This is a genomic window from Priestia taiwanensis, from assembly GCF_014638355.1.
GTDB lineage: Bacteria > Bacillota > Bacilli > Bacillales > Bacillaceae_G > Priestia_D > Priestia_D taiwanensis.
This window is the reverse complement of record NZ_BMFK01000003.1, coordinates 32,658-50,953: the sequence shown is the minus strand read 5'-3', so window position 1 is coordinate 50,953 and position 18,296 is coordinate 32,658. Positions and strand designations below refer to the sequence as shown.

The following is an 18,296-nucleotide window of genomic DNA, read 5'->3' as shown; positions in this document are numbered from 1 at the left end:
TACAAAAAAGACAAAGGAAAGTAGTTGAGGTTATGAAGAAGCTGTTGAAAGTGTTATGCGTAAGCATGATTATGTTCCTCTTGTTTCCGACAGTTGGTTATGCGCATTCGAATTCAGCGATTCATTGGGGCATTCCATCAGCGAAAGAGGAACGCGTACCGTATCCTGGAGATCCGTGGCATAACTTATTGACGAAGTACGATGGTGTATACATAGGTAACACATCCAAAAAAGAAGTATACTTAACATTCGATAATGGATATGAAAATGGCTTTACACCGAAAATACTAGACGTATTGAAAGAAAAGAAGGTACTAGCGACATTTTTTATTACGGGTCAATTTATTAAAGAAAATCCAGACTTAGTGAAAAGGATGGTAGATGAGGGACATATTGTCGGGAATCATACGTGGCATCACCCGAATTTAACAACAGTGAACAACGTTCGGTTAGAAAAAGAATTAACCTTACTCAAAGACGAATTCAAACAACTAACAGGTAAGGATGAAATGACATATATGCGTCCACCTGAAGGAGTATTTAGTGAACGAACGTTAGCGGTCACGAAAAAGCTTGGCTATCGTCATATCATGTGGTCACTTGCATTCCTCGATTGGAAAGTCGAAGAACAGCATGGATGGAAGTATTCGTATGATAATGTAATGAGGAAAATACATCCGGGCGCAGTTATTCTTCTTCATACAATTTCAAGTGATAATGCGCATGCGCTCGGAAGTATTATTGACGGTGTGAGGGAAAAAGGTTATGAATTCAAGTCATTAGATGATTTACTAAAGCCAGAGAAGAAACAAGAAAAGAAAGAGAAACGCAAAAAGAAAAAGGGTAAACGAAAGAAAAGAAATCCGTGATGCCTCGCGGATTTTTTCTCGTACATTCGTTCGTGTTATAATGAAAGAAAAAGAAATGGGTGAACGAGATGTGGCGTGAAGAAGTACAACTGGAAACCTCGTATCATATAGAAGAAGTGATGTACCGTTTGTCATTAGATCCGCTAAATGCAGTTAATCAAGAAACGAAGACAATCAAGGTTCCACTACTAATTGACGGAGCGAAAGTAGTGGCGACAGTTCAACATATCGGTTCAGAAACGAAACCACATTTTCTCGTGGAATCGAACGGGCCGAAAGAAAAAGTGATGAAGAAAGTGTCACATATTTTTCAGTGGGAAGAGCAGTTTGAGGACATTCATGCACATTTCGCATCAACACCATTTGCCTCGCTATTTAAAGAGTTTGCGTATACACCAATTATTCAAGAATTTCATCCATTTGACTGTCTCATTCGTTGCATTATTCACCAACAGCTCAATTTGAAATTTGCGATTACATTAACAGAGCGTTTTGTGAAACAATACGGAGAACAAGTAGACGGGGTGTGGTTTTATCCGACGCCAGAAGTGGTCGCAACTCTTACAGTAGAAGAACTTCGCACAATACAATTTAGTACGCGAAAAGCAGAGTATGTTATTGATTTAGCACAGGATATTGTCAACGGTAACCTTGACTTACATATCCTTTTCAATACATCCAATGAAGAAGTTGAAAAAATACTTATTAAACGAAGAGGAATTGGACCATGGACGGTACAAAATTTTCTTCTTTTCACACTTGGAAGGAAAAATATTTTTCCAATTGGTGATGTAGGGCTTCAAAATGCATTGAAAAACATGTATCGTTTAGAAGGGAAACCAAGCAAGGAACAGATTCATGAAATAATAGATATATGCTCTCCGTACAGTAGCTACGCAGCGCTGTATTTATGGAAGAGTTTAGAGAAATAGATGGAGTTGTGATGAACATGAGAAAGACTGTAGAAGAAGGAAAATTAGAAATCGGGCAAACATTCCCTCTTACCATTAGAAAAATGGGCATTAATGGAGAGGGCGTAGGATTCTTCAAGCGCCAAGTTGTCTTCGTTCCAGGAGCATTACCGGGGGAAGTAATTGTGGCAGAAGTAATAAATATTAAGAACGGATTCGCAGAGGCAAAAATTAAACGTATTCGTGAGAAATCACCACATCGTATTGAGGCACCTTGTCCTGTATACGATCAATGCGGAGGTTGCCAGCTGCAACACGTGACATACGAAGAACAGTTACGACAAAAGCGCGACATCGTTATTCAATCATTAGAGCGCTATAGTGGTTTAAACATGGAAAAAACGAAAATTCATGACACGATTGGCATGGAAACACCATGGAACTATCGTAATAAATCGCAACTACAAGTTGGAAAGCAAGATACGAATGTTATCGCAGGTTTATATGGATTAAATTCACATCGTATTATCGATATTTCTGACTGTATGATTCAGCACGCTGCGACGAACAAAGTAACACAAGTGGTAAAAGCTCTTCTAAGACGCTTGAACATTCCTATTTACAACGAGAAGAAACATAGTGGTATCGTTCGTACAATTGTTGTACGTGTTGGTGTAGAGACGGGAGAAGTACAACTTGTCCTTGTTACAGCGAAAAATGAGTTGCCGAAAAAAGAAATCTTCATTCGTGATCTACGAAATAAATTACCAGAATTAAAATCAATTATGCAAAATGTAAATGGGAAACGTACGTCTATCATCTTTGGTGACGACACGCATCATCTAGCTGGAGAAGAAGTAATCCAAGAAACACTGGGCGACTTATCATTCGAATTATCGGCACGTGCGTTCTTCCAGTTGAATCCGACACAAACGGTTAAGTTATATGATGAAGTGAAGAAAGCAGCTTGTCTAACTGGAACAGAAAGAGTAGTTGATGCATACTGCGGTGTTGGAACAATTGGTTTATGGTTAGCGAAAGATGCGAAAGAAGTACGTGGTATGGAAGTAATCAGAGACGCTGTACTTGATGCACGTAAAAATGCCGCAAACCACGGTTTTACAAACATGGAGTACAAGGTAGGAACAGCAGAACGTATTATGCCATTATGGGTAAAAGAAGGCTGGAAACCAGACGTAGTAGTTGTCGATCCACCACGTACTGGCTGTGAGTACGAGTTCATTGAAACAGTATTAAAGGTTGCACCGAAACGAATCGTCTATGTATCGTGTAACCCATCGACATTAGCAAAAGATATTAAGCACTTCAGCAAGAAATACAACGTCGAATACGTTCAGCCATTGGACATGTTCCCACACACAGCGCATGTAGAAGTTGTTGTGAAATTTACGTTGAAGAAGTAAGAAATGAAGTAGTTTGTCATATTGTTGGCAAACTACTTTTTTATAAATATAAATCAGAAATTTCAGTATAATAGAAGTGTCTTGTCATGATATCGATAAAAAAGGAGGAAGAGAATGAGCATGTTGATAAGCGAGATAGAATGGATAGAAAAGAGTTCTGTAGTAGATGAGTTAAGACAGAGAGAAGAACATATAATCATTCATCCAATGATTCAAGGGTTAGAAGCGGAAGTAATAAAGATGTGCATAGAAGAAGATTCATTTGTTTTGAAGGTATGGAATAAGCATTCTAAGCCAGATGTTTGTTTTCAGTATCAATTGTTGAAATCGTTAGTTGAACGAGGGATAGCGGTGTCAAAACCTTTTAAGTTATGGTCCAGGTGGTGGATGGATGCATCTTGATCCAGGTGTCGATTACGGACAGATGGACCTAGGTGGTCTTTAATTGAATAGTCGTAAAAAAAACCGTATCCGAAGGAGAAAAGAAAACTATGTATAAAGAAAAATCTCTGTATTCACCATGGGTAACTGGAATTTTATTTGCATTATGGTTCCTGGTCATCCCTCCAATCGTCGCAATTTTACTTATTATTAACCGGAATAAGGAAATGAAGAAAGTACAACAGCTTTGGGAAAAAAATGGACTTGATAAAATTGTAGATGTTAAAGAGCAAATTGCTAGTCTTAATGAAGAGTTGCAAAATCTAACATTAACTAAACAAGAAATTCTAGCGGAGCTTGAAACTTTCAAGCCTATTACAGATCTAACAGAAGTGAAAAATACCCTTTCCTCTCAAATCGATAATATGAATAAAGAAAAGGATGACCTTGTAAAAAGAATTGAGGATGTTCAATCACTTGTAAATCTAACCGAACTTAAACAAAAATTGAGCGAGGATATTGAAGGGTTCACATCCAATAAACAAGCAATCATTGAAGAAATTGATAGTTTACAAAGAGAAGTTATCCTTCTAAAAGATGACATACTTATGCAATCATATGGATTTACAAATCCAAAGTATGGTTTTGAAACGTCAGAAGCATTCCAAAACAAATTGAATGAGATCCGACAAAAACAAAAGAAACTGGTTAAAGATAAAGAAGCTACATTTCATCGTTTGGACTGGACAATTGGAGATGATAAAAAGAAAGGTAAGGAGTTCATACTTGATACAATTAAACTTACTTTGAGAGCATTTAATAATGAATGCGATAATATTATCACAAAAGTAAAATACTCTAACCTGGAAGCAAGTGAGAAAAGGATTAAAAAGATTTTTGATGAATTGAACAAACTCACTGATATGCAGCAAGTATCAATCACACCAGGTTATTTAAAATTAAAGGTCGAAGAGTTGTACTTAAAGTATTCATTTGAACAAATGAAACAGGAAGAAAAAGAAGAGCAACTTGAGATAAAAGAACGTATGCGAGAAGAAGCGAAAGCATTAAAAGAGTTAGAAAAAGCAAAAGAGAAAGTGGAAAAAGAAGAAAAGCACTTCGAACAAGCAATTGAAAAGTTAAAAATGCAAATGACTGAAACAAATGAAAACCAACAAGCTAAATTAATTGAGAAGCTTAAAGAATTGGAAGCACAGCTGGATCAAACAAGGAAAAATAAAGAAGATGTATTGTACAGAGTACAAAACACCCGTGCTGGTTACGTATACATAATTTCAAACATAGGTTCGTTTGGTGGAAATGTATTTAAAATTGGTATGACTCGTCGTTTAGAACCTATGGATCGCGTAAAGGAACTAGGGGATGCATCGGTTCCGTTTACATTCGATGTACATGGAATGATCTTTAGCGAAGATGCTCCTGCTTTAGAAAATGCTCTTCACCAAGCATTTACGGATAAACGAGTGAACAAGGTAAACGAAAGAAAAGAATTCTTTCGAGTTGAGTTGGCTGAAATAGAAAATATTGTGAAGAAAAACCACAACAAGACAGTTGAATTTACAAAGTTAGCTGCAGCTGAAGATTTCAGAAAATCTATCCAACTTGAAAAGAAGACTTTGCAAGCTGTTTAATATTTTTCCCAATATGTGAAGCACTAACACTGTGCTAAAGTAAAAGTACAACCTTCCTACTATGAGTAATGAAAAGGGCCGTCTGGATAGATGGCCCTTTTTATATTGCATAGCGCTCGAAGTGGTGAGAAAACGTGTAGTGGCAACGATCTCCATGATGAGTATCCTGATCATCGCTATATAAAAAAAAGCTAGATCCGTAATACTGTAATCTAGCTTATATAGACTATTATTAGTTTTTATGGTATTTTTTTGATATAAAATATAGCTATTGGATAGGTGATTTATAATGATTTCTAGGTTTAATTCTATCTTCAAAAGAAAAGGTATTGTTATGCCTTTAACAATTATATTTTCTGCAATCTTTGTAAGTGACTTGATCTTTTATGGTGAGTTTAATTTATCAGCCTTTGGAGGTGCTTTATATTTCGGAGCAACTTTAGGGTCCATTATATATGACCAAAAAGTTCAAGTTTCAAACGAATAATATAACCATGTCTGAGTAATGAAAATGGCCATCTAGATAGATGGCTATTTTTTCGTAGGCAAATATAAAAAGCAGAGCATCGTTGATAGATGTCTGCTTTTTTAATAGAATGGTTAATCTAATAATTTTATATTATTTAAGTCTTATTGATTTTAATGAGCGTGGCTATGAGATTTTGAATAGCTAACCCAATGTGTAACTTTCTTTTCACCTTTATGTTTTGTACAAGTTGTAACTTCGCGGCGGTAATATTGTGACACAACACATTTAACCCATTTACCTTTAATTTTTACTTCATGTCTCGAAACTTCATTTTTTTTGTATTCTGCTACAGTTTTATAATTGTGACTAGATGCTTCTGCAGTACCACTTGAAAGACCAAACATTGCTGTAAAAGATATACCTAGTGCAAGCGTTGTTAAAGCCATTTTTTTCATAATACTCTCTCCCCTAGTAAATTAATAATCAAACTTATTACAATATATAACATATCAGTAACTATATTACAAATATAACGAAGTACCATGTTGATAGATTTTTTGTATTATATAGCGCTAAAAGCGATGAGAAAGCGCGTGGTAGTAACGATTACTACGATGAGTATCCTGGTCACCGCTATAGAAAAAGCTACATCCATCGGACGGACTTTCGTAGTACATTCAATTCCTATATAAAATCCAAATATACCATTTTTGTATATCCCTTCTGCTATTACATGGTAATATTTCCATAGTAGAATAGTTATTTAGGAAAAGGTAGGTACTTATTATGAAAGTAGAATGGGTCAGAATAAAGGATTTTCGATCGATTGAAGATACAGGCAAATTATACATAGATCCGATGCTTACAGTGTTAGCTGGGCAGAACGAGAGTGGAAAGAGTAATATTTTAAGAGCATTAGAAGTATTTTCTAATGGTGGTTTTACAGAGGAAGATTATCCAGAGAAAAAGAGTAGGGAAAAGTGTCATCCTATGGTAGAGGTGTCTTTTAAATTAGATTCAAAAGATTTTGCGCCAATACCTTTTCAAAATGAAGACAGAAAAGAGCCTTATACATGGATAATGTATAAACGTTTAGATTCAGATGTTCAGTTTGAGTATGGAACATTTCAACAATATTTTTTCACTAAAAATGATTTAGGTAAAATTGAATATCATTATAAAGAAATGATAGAAATAATGAATAACACAGATGGAGTAGATAAGGAACTATTTACACTTTTATCTAGAGGAAATGAGTTTGTAAAAAACTTTATTGAAATAGATAATCCTATTTCTTGGTGTAGAGAATACGAAGAACAAATAGAGAATTTATATGATTCAAGAGTGAGCCATGTTAATTTAAATAACAAGGCTGGAGTAGGGATGGAAAAATTACTTGATAGAGTGTTTTCTCATTTTAAAAAAATGAACAGCCTTATAGAAAACCGCTATGCAGATTTTAGGTCCAATATGAAAATCCCTGAATTTAAGATACTCAGTTCGTTTGAACAACCGTTACTGGATTCTACATATTTATTAGATAAAAATGTAGAATTGTGGAGTCACTATATTAAAGAAATATTAGCAGCTGATGTAGAAAAAAGTATAGAAGATATGACTAATCGAGAAATAAAAAGGGGATTAGATAGAATATCGCAAGATATTACTACATTATTTCAACGTGCATACTCACAAAATGATATCAGGTTAGAGTTTAATGTGGGTGTTAATAATGCATTAGATATATACATTTATGATGGGGAAAGTGATGTTGATTTCATACCTAGTCAACGTAGCAAAGGATTTCAGTGGTTCTTATCATTCTTCTTTACAATGAATGCAGTTCAAAAAAAGGGAGATATCATTTTATTAGATGAAATAGGTGCTTATTTGCATCCTAAGGCACAGAATGATGTCTTAAAAGCTTTAGAGCTTATATCAAAATCAAATCAAATTATTTTTACAACGCATAGCCCTTATTTAATAAACCCAGATACTTTAGGACGAATTCGATTAGTGGCTAGGGATAATGAAAATATGACAATTATTGAAAATAAAGTACATCATGCAGAAAAAATACCCCAAAAAACCAAGGCTCAACAAGATGTTTATACTCCTATTATGACAGCTATTGGTTTAGATTTATCAAATAGTTTCGGATCATTTGGAAGTTGTAATACAATTGTGGAGGGAATATCGGATTATTACTATTTAGAAGCACTAAAACCACATATAAATGTTGTTGATGGAACGATGAGGTTTATTCCAAGTATAGGTGCTTCAAAAATAGATCAATTAGCGTCGTTATTAATGGGATGGGGCATAAACTTTAAAGTTTTATTGGACAACGATAAAGCAGGAAATGATGAGAGAAGAGAGTTAGAGAGAGACCTGAAGTTGACGAAAAAGGAAATTGTTATTGTAAGTGACAAAACTGGAGATGCAATTGAAGATTTATTCTCAAAAGCGGATTTCTTTAAATATGTTTTGGAAAGACCAAGAACCAAAGATGATGAGGGGAAAAAGAATTCTAGTTTGCTTAAAAAAGGAAAAGTATTACCTGCAAAAGATTTTAGCAATAAAATGCAAAGTGATGAAGAAGTCAAACTGAGTCAAGAAACCATCGACAATTTCACTATGCTATTTAATAAATTGTATGGTGTAACTGATGGCCAGGAACAGGTGGAAGTGTTAGCTGCAGTGGAATAAAGTAATACAGGTTAATTAGGAAAGAGCTATCTATCGTAGATGGCTCTTTTTAATATCGTATAGCGCTCGAAGCGGTGAGAAAGTGCGTAGTATCAACGATTCCTGCAATATACATCCTGTTCACCGCTATAGAAAAAGCCCCATCTATTAGATGGAGCTTTTTGCATATTAGTATATTTTTAATTCAAGTATAATGTTATGACTTTTTATACAAAATACATATGATTTAATTAAATTCTAGGAGGAATATGAAAAATGGGTAGGCATCCAAGAACTCCAATACCTAGTGGAAATTATATTAATGCACAAATGTGGTATTCAAAAAATGCAAATACTGGTGGTGATGGACACACAAGAATAACTCAACATATGAGAGACGCTGAATCTCTATTTTTATCTTGTGATAGAACTTTTACGATTAGAAATGTTTGGGCATATCCGAGTGGAGCTGATTCGTATGCAACATCTGACACTCAATTAGTAGCAGAAAATATAGATGTAGGAACTAATTTTTCTCAAGACGCCGTAGATGTCTACACTAAAATGAAAGGGTATTTTCCAGAAATAAATGTATTAGTTTGTTTTGTAGAAGGTAATCGTTTTGTTGAAAATGGTCAGCCTTCTACATATATTGGTTATACACATCAACTTGAAATAGGTGGTGATAATTCTAATTACCTTATTCTCGTAAGTGAATCGGCTGATCCCCCAACTTTAGCACATGAGTTAGGACATGTACTTAATTTCAGTAATAAGAATGGTTCTGCTAACGATCCTAACCCGTTTCCTAATGACCCTATACATAATGCAGATTCTGATAATTTAATGTATCCAAATATAGGAGGGACTAATATAACACCTCAACAGTGCAATCAATTTTTTGATAGTAAAATTATATTATAATGTTTGATGCTGTTTTATATAATAATAGCGTTCAAAGTAATCGGATCCTGTTCACCGCTATAGTAGGAAACCATGAATATTCATTACTTATATAAAATTTGTGAGCATCAACATGTTAGTATGAAGATACCACTTAGCAATGTTATAAGTAGATTAGTCACCAGTATATGAAAAAGAGCCGTCTGGATAGATGGCTCTTTTTCATGTATTTATTGTTTGCTAGTTATATTAATAGTAGCGGTATTACCATTTGTAGTAGTATAAGCATGTTCTTGAGCGTGAACTGTAAGACTAGAAGGATTATTATCAACCGTTATATCTCTAAATGTAGCACTGTAACCTTTATTTACTTTAATTTCAGATTCTACTGTGTTCGCAACTGTAGATAAAACTTTCCAATTTTTAATTGAACCGACGTTTGTATTCTGCATTTCTGAAATAAGTCTACCTGTAAATCCTTTAGCAGAAGTTCCCCAATAGGTAGCTCTTGTCGATCCATTTAGATTTTTATATATTGTTAGCTGTACTTCACTTCCAGGTTTAAAGCCATTTGATCCAGTAAAATTAGCCCCTCCTTCAAGGTATTTAACTTGATCGTTTGTTCGACTTCCCACCTTCATATAAGGCTTCCAAACATCATAGGTTGGACTATATTGAAATCCAATGTCGGATTCTACAGATCCCGCGAAACCAGAATAGACATAAACAGTCCCGTCCGTTACTTTGAACGAAGAATTTTCTTTGATTACTGGTAAAGTAACTTTAGTTGTTAAAGTAGAACCTGTACTATTTACGATAGTTCTTCCACCAATACCATGAGGAATAGGATTTGATACCATGTTAAATGTCGTTGTAAAAGCATCTGAAGGTGTGGAAGCTAGTGGTGTAATAGCTGATACTCCTTCAGCCCCAGAAAATATAAGTCCTGTTGTTAAAACTCCTACTGTAAACTTTTTAATCATTTGAGCACGCTCCTTGCGCTTTAATTTATATAATTGTTATATTTTAACTAATATTCAAAATATAACAATTATATAAATTATCTCAAATATCTAATCTTTTGTCATTTAATGTCTTTTTCAAGGCGTTTTATGCTCATTGACACAATGAATATTCATAATATAAGCAAATAACTAAACTTTTCGACAAAAACATGTTATTATTTCAATAAGTGGGAAAATAATACAAATAAGTTGTAATTTTGAAAGGGGTAAAATACATGTTAAAGAAATTAGTAGTAGGAGCATTAGCAGCTGGCCTAACATTTTCTTCTGCAGGACAAGTTTCAGCAGCTTCAATCTCAGATTTTAAGGTTAATAAAACAGGATACGGGGATGTTGAAAAGAAAGAAGATATGCACCACTATACATTTTCAGGTACTGAGGATGTTGAAATGCGTGTTAATTTCACAGACTCAGAAACGGATGGAGATATATTAAAAATTACAGTCCGTGAAGATGGCAATGTTTTATGGTCTACAACAGCAAATGTTAAAGACAAAGCAATTAAGGTAAAAAAAGGTAAACAATACAAGGTATCAGTAGGAATAGCAAAGGCTAATCCTGATGTAAAAGAATTTAATGGTGCCCAATATAGTTTACTTGTTCATGGAAATTATTAATTTTTTAATAAAATAGCAAAATAATTAGCTATCCCACTTAAATGGAATTAAATCTAGTATGTTAAAAATCTAATATAAAAGCCTATCCTGAAGTCTATATCAAGGATAGGCTTTTTTGATTTAGAAGGAATCTATCTTTCCGGCTAGAAATAGTACGTATAACGACACACAGGATGGAGGCGTATAGCGCTATGGAAACGAAGCGGACAGAGAAACTATTAGAGATAGATGTATCTACGCTTAGGGAATACGCGGAGGCTTTAGAGAAGCAAGGATACAAGTTTCATAAGAATGAGCGTGGTCATAGGGGGGATTTTGAGAAAGACATTATAGCGGTCACGGTACACTGAATGTAACGGAACTTAAAGGTAAGACTATCGTTAAGCTTGCGGGTAACAACGAAGGTGTTAAGGAAGCTTATATTGAAATCTACAACACGTTATCAGAAAAGTACGGTTCTCTTAAGACACTTACAATCTCTAATGTACCGAACTTACTAAAAAGCGGTTTAACATTAGGTGGAGATAATATCTCTATTATCAAGAAGCCAGAAGTGCAAGCAATCCGGAAGAAACACTTCAACAGCATCTTCACTTTCTTACAAGATAATAAGTTCGACTTAAGAGCATATGACAAAGTAATCTTTACTGATGGAGTAGTTCATTTATACAAAGACTTCTTCGATGCACGTGAAGATAAGAACTTTGAAGTATTAGAAGATGGCCAAACAGCGAACGTTCGCGGATACAACGAGTTTGGAAACACGCTATTAGTGAGAAAGAACAAGAGATATTCGAGGCATTAGCTTGTTTGAGGTGGGTGTTATTGGATCGAAGTAATGGTTTGCCAAAAGGGCCTACTACAATGGAAAACGTGGCACGGTTAATCACAACTAATTCGTTTCTAAGCACATTCCAATTTGAAGAGATATCATTAGAGAAGATGGAGTGATAGCGTGATGAACAGTGAAGCTATTTTTAGTTCGTTTCCTAGCTTAAAGTCAGATGTACTGGCATTAAAGAAAGTCGAAGAACAACACCTTGATGAGTTATACAATATTTACAGTAACGACAACGTTTTCACATATTGTGGAATCATTCCAAAGCATAACAAGAATACGGTGCAGAAGATGATTGGACACTTCGAGCGAGATTATACTAAGAAGTCACGTGTGAAGTGGGGAATCTTTGCAAATGAAAGGCCAGAGCGCTTGCTTGGTATTATCGAAGCACTAGACTTTAATCAAAAGGTGAATATGGTGACGATTGGGTACTTTTTGGGGGAAGAGCATTGGGGAAAAGGAATCGCAACAGAGGCGGTTCGTATCTTGATACAATTCTTATTTACAGAGGCTACTATAAATCGAATTCAAGCAGAAGTAATGCCACCAAATGAAGTTTCGAAGAAGGTATTAATGAAGAATGGATTGAGAGAAGAAGGGACGTTACGACAAGCAACATATTGGTCTGGCAAAGGAATCGTTGATTTAGATATATATAGTATATTGAAGGACGAGTATGCAGAAGGAGAATAACGCCTTCTGCTTTTTTGTTGTTACTGTCTTGGTGGACAAGAAAAATAGGTGACCTATAGGCTTGGAAAATAGGCATTTTCCTCATACAAAGTAATAGAATCATGCATTTATTATGTAGAGAAGTTTTTTAGTGAGTATGAGAAGGAGGAAAGGGAATGTCAGGATTTAATCCATGTGATTGTTTTGGAGGGTGTCCTCCTAATTGTCCAACAGGTCCGACTGGTCCAACCGGTCCAACGGGTCCATCAGGTGGTCCTCCAGGTCCAACAGGCCCAACAGGTCCAACAGGAGCACAAGGTCCAATAGGTCCACAAGGTCCAGCGGGAGCACAAGGGGTAACAGGCCCACAAGGTCCTCAAGGTATACAAGGTATTCAAGGGGTAACGGGAGCGACAGGCCCAGCAGGTCCAGCAGGAGCAACAGGTCCGGCAGGCCCAGCAGGTCCGGCAGGTGCAACAGGTCCAGCAGGTCCGGCAGGTCCAGCAGGAGCAACAGGCCCAGCAGGTCCAGCGGGAGCAACAGGCCCAGCAGGAGCAACAGGAGCAACGGGTCCAGCGGGAGCAGCAGGAGCAACGGGAGCAACAGGTCCAGCAGGAGCGACAGGCCCAGCAGGAGCAACAGGTCCAGCGGGAGCAACAGGCCCAGCGGGAGCGACAGGCCCAACGGGAGTAACTGGAGATCCAGGAGTAACAGGCCCAACAGGAGCAACAGGAGCGACGGGAGCAACAGGAGCGACTGGTCCGACTGTAACAGCGAACTTTGCGCAATTGGCTGTTACTCCAGGGCAAACTGTTGGAGATGCACAAGAATTACTCATTTGGACTCAAATCGTAACAAATACGCCTAATATTACAGCTGCAGTTCCAACAACAGATATTGTGTTCCAGGGTCCTGGGGCATATTGGGTAACATATGAAGTAATTCCGGATAGTGTAGCCGCTACACAAGAGACTATTACCTTAGTGGCTTTATTAGATGGAATAGTGATAGGTGGATCTGGCTTTACGATTGACGTTCCAGCACAGGGTGTTGTAATAGGGACGAAGAGTTTCTTCGTTATAGTTCCAGGGGCTTCAGCTACACTTACAATTCGTACAGATGGTAGTGCGGGTTCAAACTTTAGTGTGACGGCTAATTTAGAAACATTTAGATTGTCATAACTAAAGTTGATTTAATAGATGCTCATGATGAATATGGGCGTCTATTTTTATACTTAATTATTAGTTCTATCTTTATTAGCTATTTTTAGAAAGTAAGTAGAAAGTTTTATATTTTGTTACATAGAGAAAGTATTGTGTCTTTGACAGAGGACAAGAAAATAGGTGCAAGAGGAAGCTTGGCAATTAGGCATCTTAATGAACCAAAGTGGTTGGACTGTGCATTTATTATGGAGAGCAGTTTTTTGTTTAGAGATAATAAGGGGGAATAGAGAATGGCAGGATTTGATTCGTGTGACAACTTTGATTGTTTTGGAGGGTGTCCTCCGAGTTGTCCGACAGGCCCAACGGGTCCAACAGGTCCAACGGGTCCATCGGGAGGTCCTCCAGGCCCGACAGGTCCACAAGGTCCAGCAGGTCCGCAAGGTCCAATAGGTCCACAAGGTCCAGCGGGATTGCAAGGAGCAACCGGTCCACAAGGAGCTCAAGGTATACAAGGTCCAACCGGTCCACAAGGCTCAGCAGGAGCACAAGGCCCAGCAGGCCCAGCAGGAGCAACTGGTTCACAAGGAGCTCAAGGGGTACAGGGTCCAACAGGTGCACAGGGTGCACAAGGCCCACAAGGACCGGCAGGAGCACAAGGTTTACAGGGAGCGACGGGGCCACAAGGGGCGCAAGGTATACAAGGCCCAGCAGGCCCAGCAGGGGCACAAGGTCCAGCGGGAGCACAAGGCCCAGCAGGCCCAGCAGGAGCAACCGGTCCACAAGGTAATCAAGGTATACAAGGTCCAGCAGGTCCACAAGGTCCTCAAGGCCCAGCAGGTCCAGCGGGGATACAAGGGGTAACAGGTCCACAAGGTCCACAAGGTCCACAAGGTCCACAAGGTCCACAAGGTCCACAAGGTACACAGGGTCCAGCGGGAGCAACAGGATCAACGGGAGTAACAGGAGTAACAGGAGCAACAGGAGCAACAGGAGCAACAGGAGCAACAGGATCAACAGGAGCAACAGGATCAACGGGAGCAACAGGATCAACGGGAGCGACAGGAGCCACAGGAGCGACAGGAGCCACAGGAGCGACAGGGGTAACAGGAGCGACAGGATCAACAGGAGCAACAGGATCAACGGGAGCGACAGGATCAACGGGAGCAACAGGATCAACAGGAGCGACAGGGGCAACAGGAGCGACAGGGGCAACAGGAGATACCGGTCCAACAGGCCCAACGGGTCCACTCACTGTTGCGAACAATGCAACAGTGTCCAATACTACAAACCAAGCTGTTGCAGGTAATGGCAGCGTACCGTTTCCTGTAAATAACGTTATAAACGGTACGGCAATATCGCACACGGCGGGATCTACGGATATCGTTTTAGCTCCGAATCAAACGTATTATGCGATTTGGAATTCAAATGCAAACACACTAGCAGCGGGTCAGCTACGAGCTTTCGGTTTGTTCTTGAACGGAACGCTATTACCAGCATCTCTTCAATCTGTTGCGAATACTGGAGCCAATTCCGCTATTCAACCTGCAGTTGGCGGCAGTACCGTGTTTAATACGGGTGCGGGGGCGAATATTCTTACTTTACAAAACTTCTTTGGTACGGCAACAACGATAGCAGCGGCTTCTATTACGGTTATTAAGCTAGCGTAACTTACCTCTACTACAGTGTCCTACAATTCAAGCACTAATGATGTTACTCGCTTTATGTGAGGTATCATTAGTGCCTTTTTAGAGCTGTTTTTTCTGTTAAACGGCTTGAGAAATAATGAATGAGTGGCCTAATTATGTAGGGGATGATACATACGAAAGCATTCACACATAGCGAGAATATGTCATGATTGCACAAATACTTTACTAATACTACTAGGCTGATTACCGACTGCTAGTGTGTGCTGTAAAGGAGTGAAATTATAATCAAGTACAGGTTGATGAAGGATGAAGGCTGGATTAGGTTTATGAGTGATTTTTATTTTATAAACAATGGTCTTTGTATCACCAATAGACATATTACCGAGAAGTAGTCTATCACTTGGATCTACAACAACAGGAATGTTATCTACTGTTAAGCTATCTGAGATAAATAATGTTCCATCTGGAAAGCCTGTTCGAAATTGCATACATTCTGCTGTCGTTGTTCCTTCATTGATAATAGTCGTTGTATACGTGACGATATCCCCAATACGGACATGTTCTTTATTTGCTGTATGGATAATAGTCATCTTCGGTTCAGCTGCATTAACGTATAAACCAATTGCGAGAAAGTTTATCTCGTTAGTTTGTTCAGGTGGTAAATGAAGAATGGCCGATGTTTGTGCTGGTAGTAATGTGGAAGAAATATCGATTTCTTCGTTTAAAATAGTTCGAGATAGATTGTTTGCATTCATTAGAGGGTAGGTGAAGGATGTTGGTTCTGTAGCTGGCCCGAAAGCCATCATTGGTGTGGCAGATAAAGGGTGCCTCATTTCTCCCAATAAATAGAGGCTGCCGTGAGTTGGACCTAGTGATGGGGTTAATAGGTGGGAAAAGGTATAGGTATGTATTTGCTCACTAACAACGAGAGAAACATGGCGAACAGGAAGTGTTGGGTCTCCGTAAATAATTGCTAAGCCCCAAATCGGATTTTCCTCCGTTGTATCTTTATCCGAATTGCTACAAAAATCAATGTTAAAAGTAGTAGGGCCACTATATGGAACAAAAGGGGTCACATTCATTGTGCGTATATAACGTGAAGAATGTTTACGATAGTTTTTATCTTTGGATGAAAGGGTGTGTGTTTGGTCGTATGCCTTTATTTCTATATCTGTATGAATAGGTGAGTTACTCATCACTAGTAACTCAGCATGCAGGATATAACTAGTTGGTTGTAAGGAAAATTCGCATGCATGACCAAATGAGTGTCCGATAAATTTCAAGGCCAATCGATCTGTCTTGTTAAAAATCATTTGCGCTCACTCCTTATTTTTGGATAGATAGAAGGGAATCATTTACGTTTTATGTGGAAAATACACTAAATATTCCTATGGTTGTTTTGCAAGTAGCCTTCTATGAAAAAATAGCAGTATTTACAGACATTATTTATCTGTGAAACTAGTCACTTTATTTATACAAAGTAGTATCAATTTGCATTTACTATACAGAGTAGTTTTGTAAGAAACTCGAAATTTTAAAGGAGGAAAGAGTATGTCAGGATTTAATTGCAACGATTTTCAAGCGTTTCCGATTTTTCCTGTAAATACTGGGATAACTGGTCCGACTGGTCCAACAGGTCCATCAGGAATCGTAAATTTTGATCCAGCACAAGCACCGAATTATCCTGTAGGTCAAGTTGTAGTATTCAATGGTCAAACATATTTAGTAAATACAGCACCGCCACAAGGAATTCCAGGAATATCACCAGATTATACGTTAATAGCACCAGGTCCGACAGGCCCAACAGGTCCGACAGGCCCATCAGGAATCGTGAACTTTAATCCAGCAGATGCACCGAACTATCCAGTGGGGCTAGTAGTAGTATTTAATGGACAAACGTATTTAGTAAATACAGCACCACCAACAGGAATTCCAGGAATTTCGCCAGACTATACACTAATTGCACCAGGAGCAACAGGAGCAACAGGAGCAACAGGAGCAACAGGAGCAACAGGAGCCACAGGAGCAACAGGAGCCACAGGAGCCACAGGAGCACCAGGAGCCACAGGAGCCACAGGAGCAACAGGAGCCACAGGAGCAACAGGAGTAACAGGGGCAACAGGGGCAACAGGAGCGACAGGGGAAACAGGAGCAACAGGGGCACCAGGAGTAACAGGCGCAACAGGGGAAACAGGAGAGACAGGAGCAACAGGAGCAACAGGAGCAACAGGTCCAACAGGTCCAACAGGTCCAACAGGTCCAACAGGTCCAACGGGTCCATCAGGATTAACAGGTGACACGGGAGCGACAGGAGCAACAGGAGCAACAGGAGCAACAGGAGCAACAGGAGCAACAGGAGCAACAGGGGCAACAGGTGACACAGGAGCAACAGGGGCAACAGGAGCAACAGGGGCAACAGGAGCAACGGGAGATACAGGCCCAACAGGATTAACAGGTCCGACAGGTCCAACAGGTCCGGTCAATGCTAGTACTGCAACAGGATTAAGTAGTACAGCTCAAACAGTTGCTGTGAATGGTTTCGTAACATTTAATAGTTTAGTAGCTGAAACTGGTACAGCTTTCACATTCCCATTAGGAGACACTCTGACAATTAATGAAACAGGAGTATACTATATATCATTTACTTTAAATGTACAGGCGGGTAGTGCACCTAGTCTTTGGGCAATTAATGCAGGTGGTACCCCAGGGTTTAATACGGTAGCAATTGATGGTGCTGATGGAGGAAGTGTAACAGGATTTGCAGTTTTCCCTGTTACAACTGTCCCATTAACAATACAAGTGCAAAATTTATCAGCGGCAGCTAGGACACTTGATATTACTGCTGGGGCTGCCCTTACAAGTACTTCAGCGTTAATTGCTGCCTTTAAATTTGCAGAAGGGGCATTATCGTAAAAAGCTAATTCAATGTTAGCGAGTAGTGTTTAATGTACGACAAACAAACCGACATAGGAAAATCCATTGTCGGTTTGTTTTATTTATAGATAATAGAGTTTTCATTATAATGAGTAGTAATA

At 38.5% G+C, this 18,296-nt stretch carries 18 protein-coding genes and 1 pseudogene; 16 read left to right on the top strand and 3 right to left on the bottom strand.

Annotated features, from left to right (window positions below):
* Window positions 1-32 precede the first annotated feature (32 nt).
* The 6 genes from pdaA (at window position 33) to IEV41_RS15120 (ending at window position 5,724) form a co-directional block, all read left to right on the top strand.
* The gene (pdaA, locus tag IEV41_RS15145) at window positions 33-869 is read left to right on the top strand and encodes a delta-lactam-biosynthetic de-N-acetylase (RefSeq protein WP_188389345.1); all 837 of its coding nucleotides are present in this window, start codon (window positions 33-35) and stop codon (window positions 867-869) included.
* Window positions 870-937: 68 nt separating this feature from the next.
* A complete protein-coding gene (locus tag IEV41_RS15140) occupies window positions 938-1,801 on the top strand; it encodes a DNA-3-methyladenine glycosylase family protein (protein ID WP_188389497.1) in 864 nt (287 codons plus the stop codon).
* 17 nt (window positions 1,802-1,818) lie between these two features.
* Entirely contained in the window at window positions 1,819-3,204 is a 1,386-nt protein-coding gene (gene rlmD, locus IEV41_RS15135; protein ID WP_188389344.1) for a 23S rRNA (uracil(1939)-C(5))-methyltransferase RlmD, read from the top strand.
* Window positions 3,205-3,318: 114 nt separating this feature from the next.
* The gene (locus tag IEV41_RS15130) at window positions 3,319-3,606 is read left to right on the top strand and encodes a hypothetical protein (RefSeq protein WP_188389343.1); all 288 of its coding nucleotides are present in this window, start codon (window positions 3,319-3,321) and stop codon (window positions 3,604-3,606) included.
* 89 nt (window positions 3,607-3,695) lie between these two features.
* On the top strand, window positions 3,696-5,237 hold the full coding sequence (locus tag IEV41_RS15125) for an SNIPE associated domain-containing protein (protein WP_205181529.1): 1,542 nt from the start codon (window positions 3,696-3,698) through the stop codon (window positions 5,235-5,237).
* 289 nt (window positions 5,238-5,526) lie between these two features.
* Window positions 5,527-5,724 carry a hypothetical protein gene (locus IEV41_RS15120; protein ID WP_188389342.1) on the top strand — a complete coding sequence of 66 codons (198 nt, stop codon included), beginning with the start codon at window positions 5,527-5,529 and terminating at the stop codon, window positions 5,722-5,724.
* A gap of 152 nt (window positions 5,725-5,876) precedes the next feature.
* Here the strand turns inward: IEV41_RS15120 and IEV41_RS15115 are convergent, their stop codons facing one another.
* A complete protein-coding gene (locus IEV41_RS15115; RefSeq protein WP_188389341.1) occupies window positions 5,877-6,161 on the bottom strand; it encodes a hypothetical protein in 285 nt (94 codons plus the stop codon).
* Between the two features lie 331 nt (window positions 6,162-6,492).
* Between IEV41_RS15115 and IEV41_RS15110 the strand changes: the two genes are divergently transcribed.
* Together IEV41_RS15110 and IEV41_RS15105 are read left to right on the top strand one after the other, a co-directional pair.
* Window positions 6,493-8,415 (top strand): AAA family ATPase, encoded by a 1,923-nt coding sequence (locus tag IEV41_RS15110; protein WP_188389340.1) that lies wholly within the window; start codon window positions 6,493-6,495, stop codon window positions 8,413-8,415.
* Window positions 8,416-8,670: 255 nt separating this feature from the next.
* Window positions 8,671-9,318, top strand: a complete 648-nt coding sequence (locus tag IEV41_RS15105; protein WP_188389339.1) for a M78 family metallopeptidase domain-containing protein — start codon at window positions 8,671-8,673, stop codon at window positions 9,316-9,318.
* Between the two features lie 209 nt (window positions 9,319-9,527).
* Here IEV41_RS15105 and IEV41_RS15100 read toward each other — a convergent pair whose 3' ends face one another.
* Window positions 9,528-10,280 (bottom strand): YrpD family protein, encoded by a 753-nt coding sequence (locus IEV41_RS15100; protein WP_188389338.1) that lies wholly within the window; start codon window positions 10,278-10,280, stop codon window positions 9,528-9,530.
* 257 nt (window positions 10,281-10,537) lie between these two features.
* Here IEV41_RS15100 and IEV41_RS15095 point away from each other — a divergent pair, with 257 nt between their 5' ends.
* The 7 genes and pseudogenes from IEV41_RS15095 to IEV41_RS20270 all read left to right on the top strand — a co-directional run bounded on the left by IEV41_RS15095 (window position 10,538) and on the right by IEV41_RS20270 (window position 15,282).
* Complete coding sequence (locus IEV41_RS15095) at window positions 10,538-10,939, top strand: hypothetical protein (RefSeq protein WP_188389337.1); 402 nt, start codon at window positions 10,538-10,540, stop codon at window positions 10,937-10,939.
* A gap of 191 nt (window positions 10,940-11,130) precedes the next feature.
* Complete coding sequence (locus tag IEV41_RS15090) at window positions 11,131-11,289, top strand: hypothetical protein (protein WP_188389511.1); 159 nt, start codon at window positions 11,131-11,133, stop codon at window positions 11,287-11,289.
* Between the two features lie 203 nt (window positions 11,290-11,492).
* Window positions 11,493-11,744 (top strand): acetate and sugar kinases/Hsc70/actin family protein, encoded by a 252-nt coding sequence (locus IEV41_RS20100; protein WP_229722266.1) that lies wholly within the window; start codon window positions 11,493-11,495, stop codon window positions 11,742-11,744.
* A gap of 20 nt (window positions 11,745-11,764) precedes the next feature.
* A complete protein-coding gene (locus IEV41_RS20200; RefSeq protein WP_268235145.1) occupies window positions 11,765-11,890 on the top strand; it encodes a hypothetical protein in 126 nt (41 codons plus the stop codon).
* A 7-nt stretch (window positions 11,891-11,897) separates the two neighbouring features.
* Complete coding sequence (locus IEV41_RS15080) at window positions 11,898-12,473, top strand: GNAT family N-acetyltransferase (RefSeq protein WP_188389495.1); 576 nt, start codon at window positions 11,898-11,900, stop codon at window positions 12,471-12,473.
* Window positions 12,474-12,685: 212 nt separating this feature from the next.
* Window positions 12,686-13,219 (top strand): annotated as a pseudogene (locus IEV41_RS20400) (hypothetical protein); the annotation flags it as partial.
* A gap of 686 nt (window positions 13,220-13,905) precedes the next feature.
* The gene (locus tag IEV41_RS20270) at window positions 13,906-15,282 is read left to right on the top strand and encodes a collagen-like domain-containing protein (protein ID WP_188389335.1); all 1,377 of its coding nucleotides are present in this window, start codon (window positions 13,906-13,908) and stop codon (window positions 15,280-15,282) included.
* Window positions 15,283-15,464: 182 nt separating this feature from the next.
* On the opposite strand, the gene IEV41_RS15065 is transcribed toward IEV41_RS20270, so the two are convergent.
* A complete protein-coding gene (locus IEV41_RS15065; RefSeq protein ID WP_188389334.1) occupies window positions 15,465-16,574 on the bottom strand; it encodes a DUF11 domain-containing protein in 1,110 nt (369 codons plus the stop codon).
* A gap of 238 nt (window positions 16,575-16,812) precedes the next feature.
* On the opposite strand from IEV41_RS15065, the gene IEV41_RS20265 reads away from it, so the two are divergent.
* On the top strand, window positions 16,813-18,174 hold the full coding sequence (locus IEV41_RS20265) for a collagen-like repeat preface domain-containing protein (protein ID WP_275583756.1): 1,362 nt from the start codon (window positions 16,813-16,815) through the stop codon (window positions 18,172-18,174).
* The last annotated feature ends 122 nt before the right edge of the window (window positions 18,175-18,296 follow it).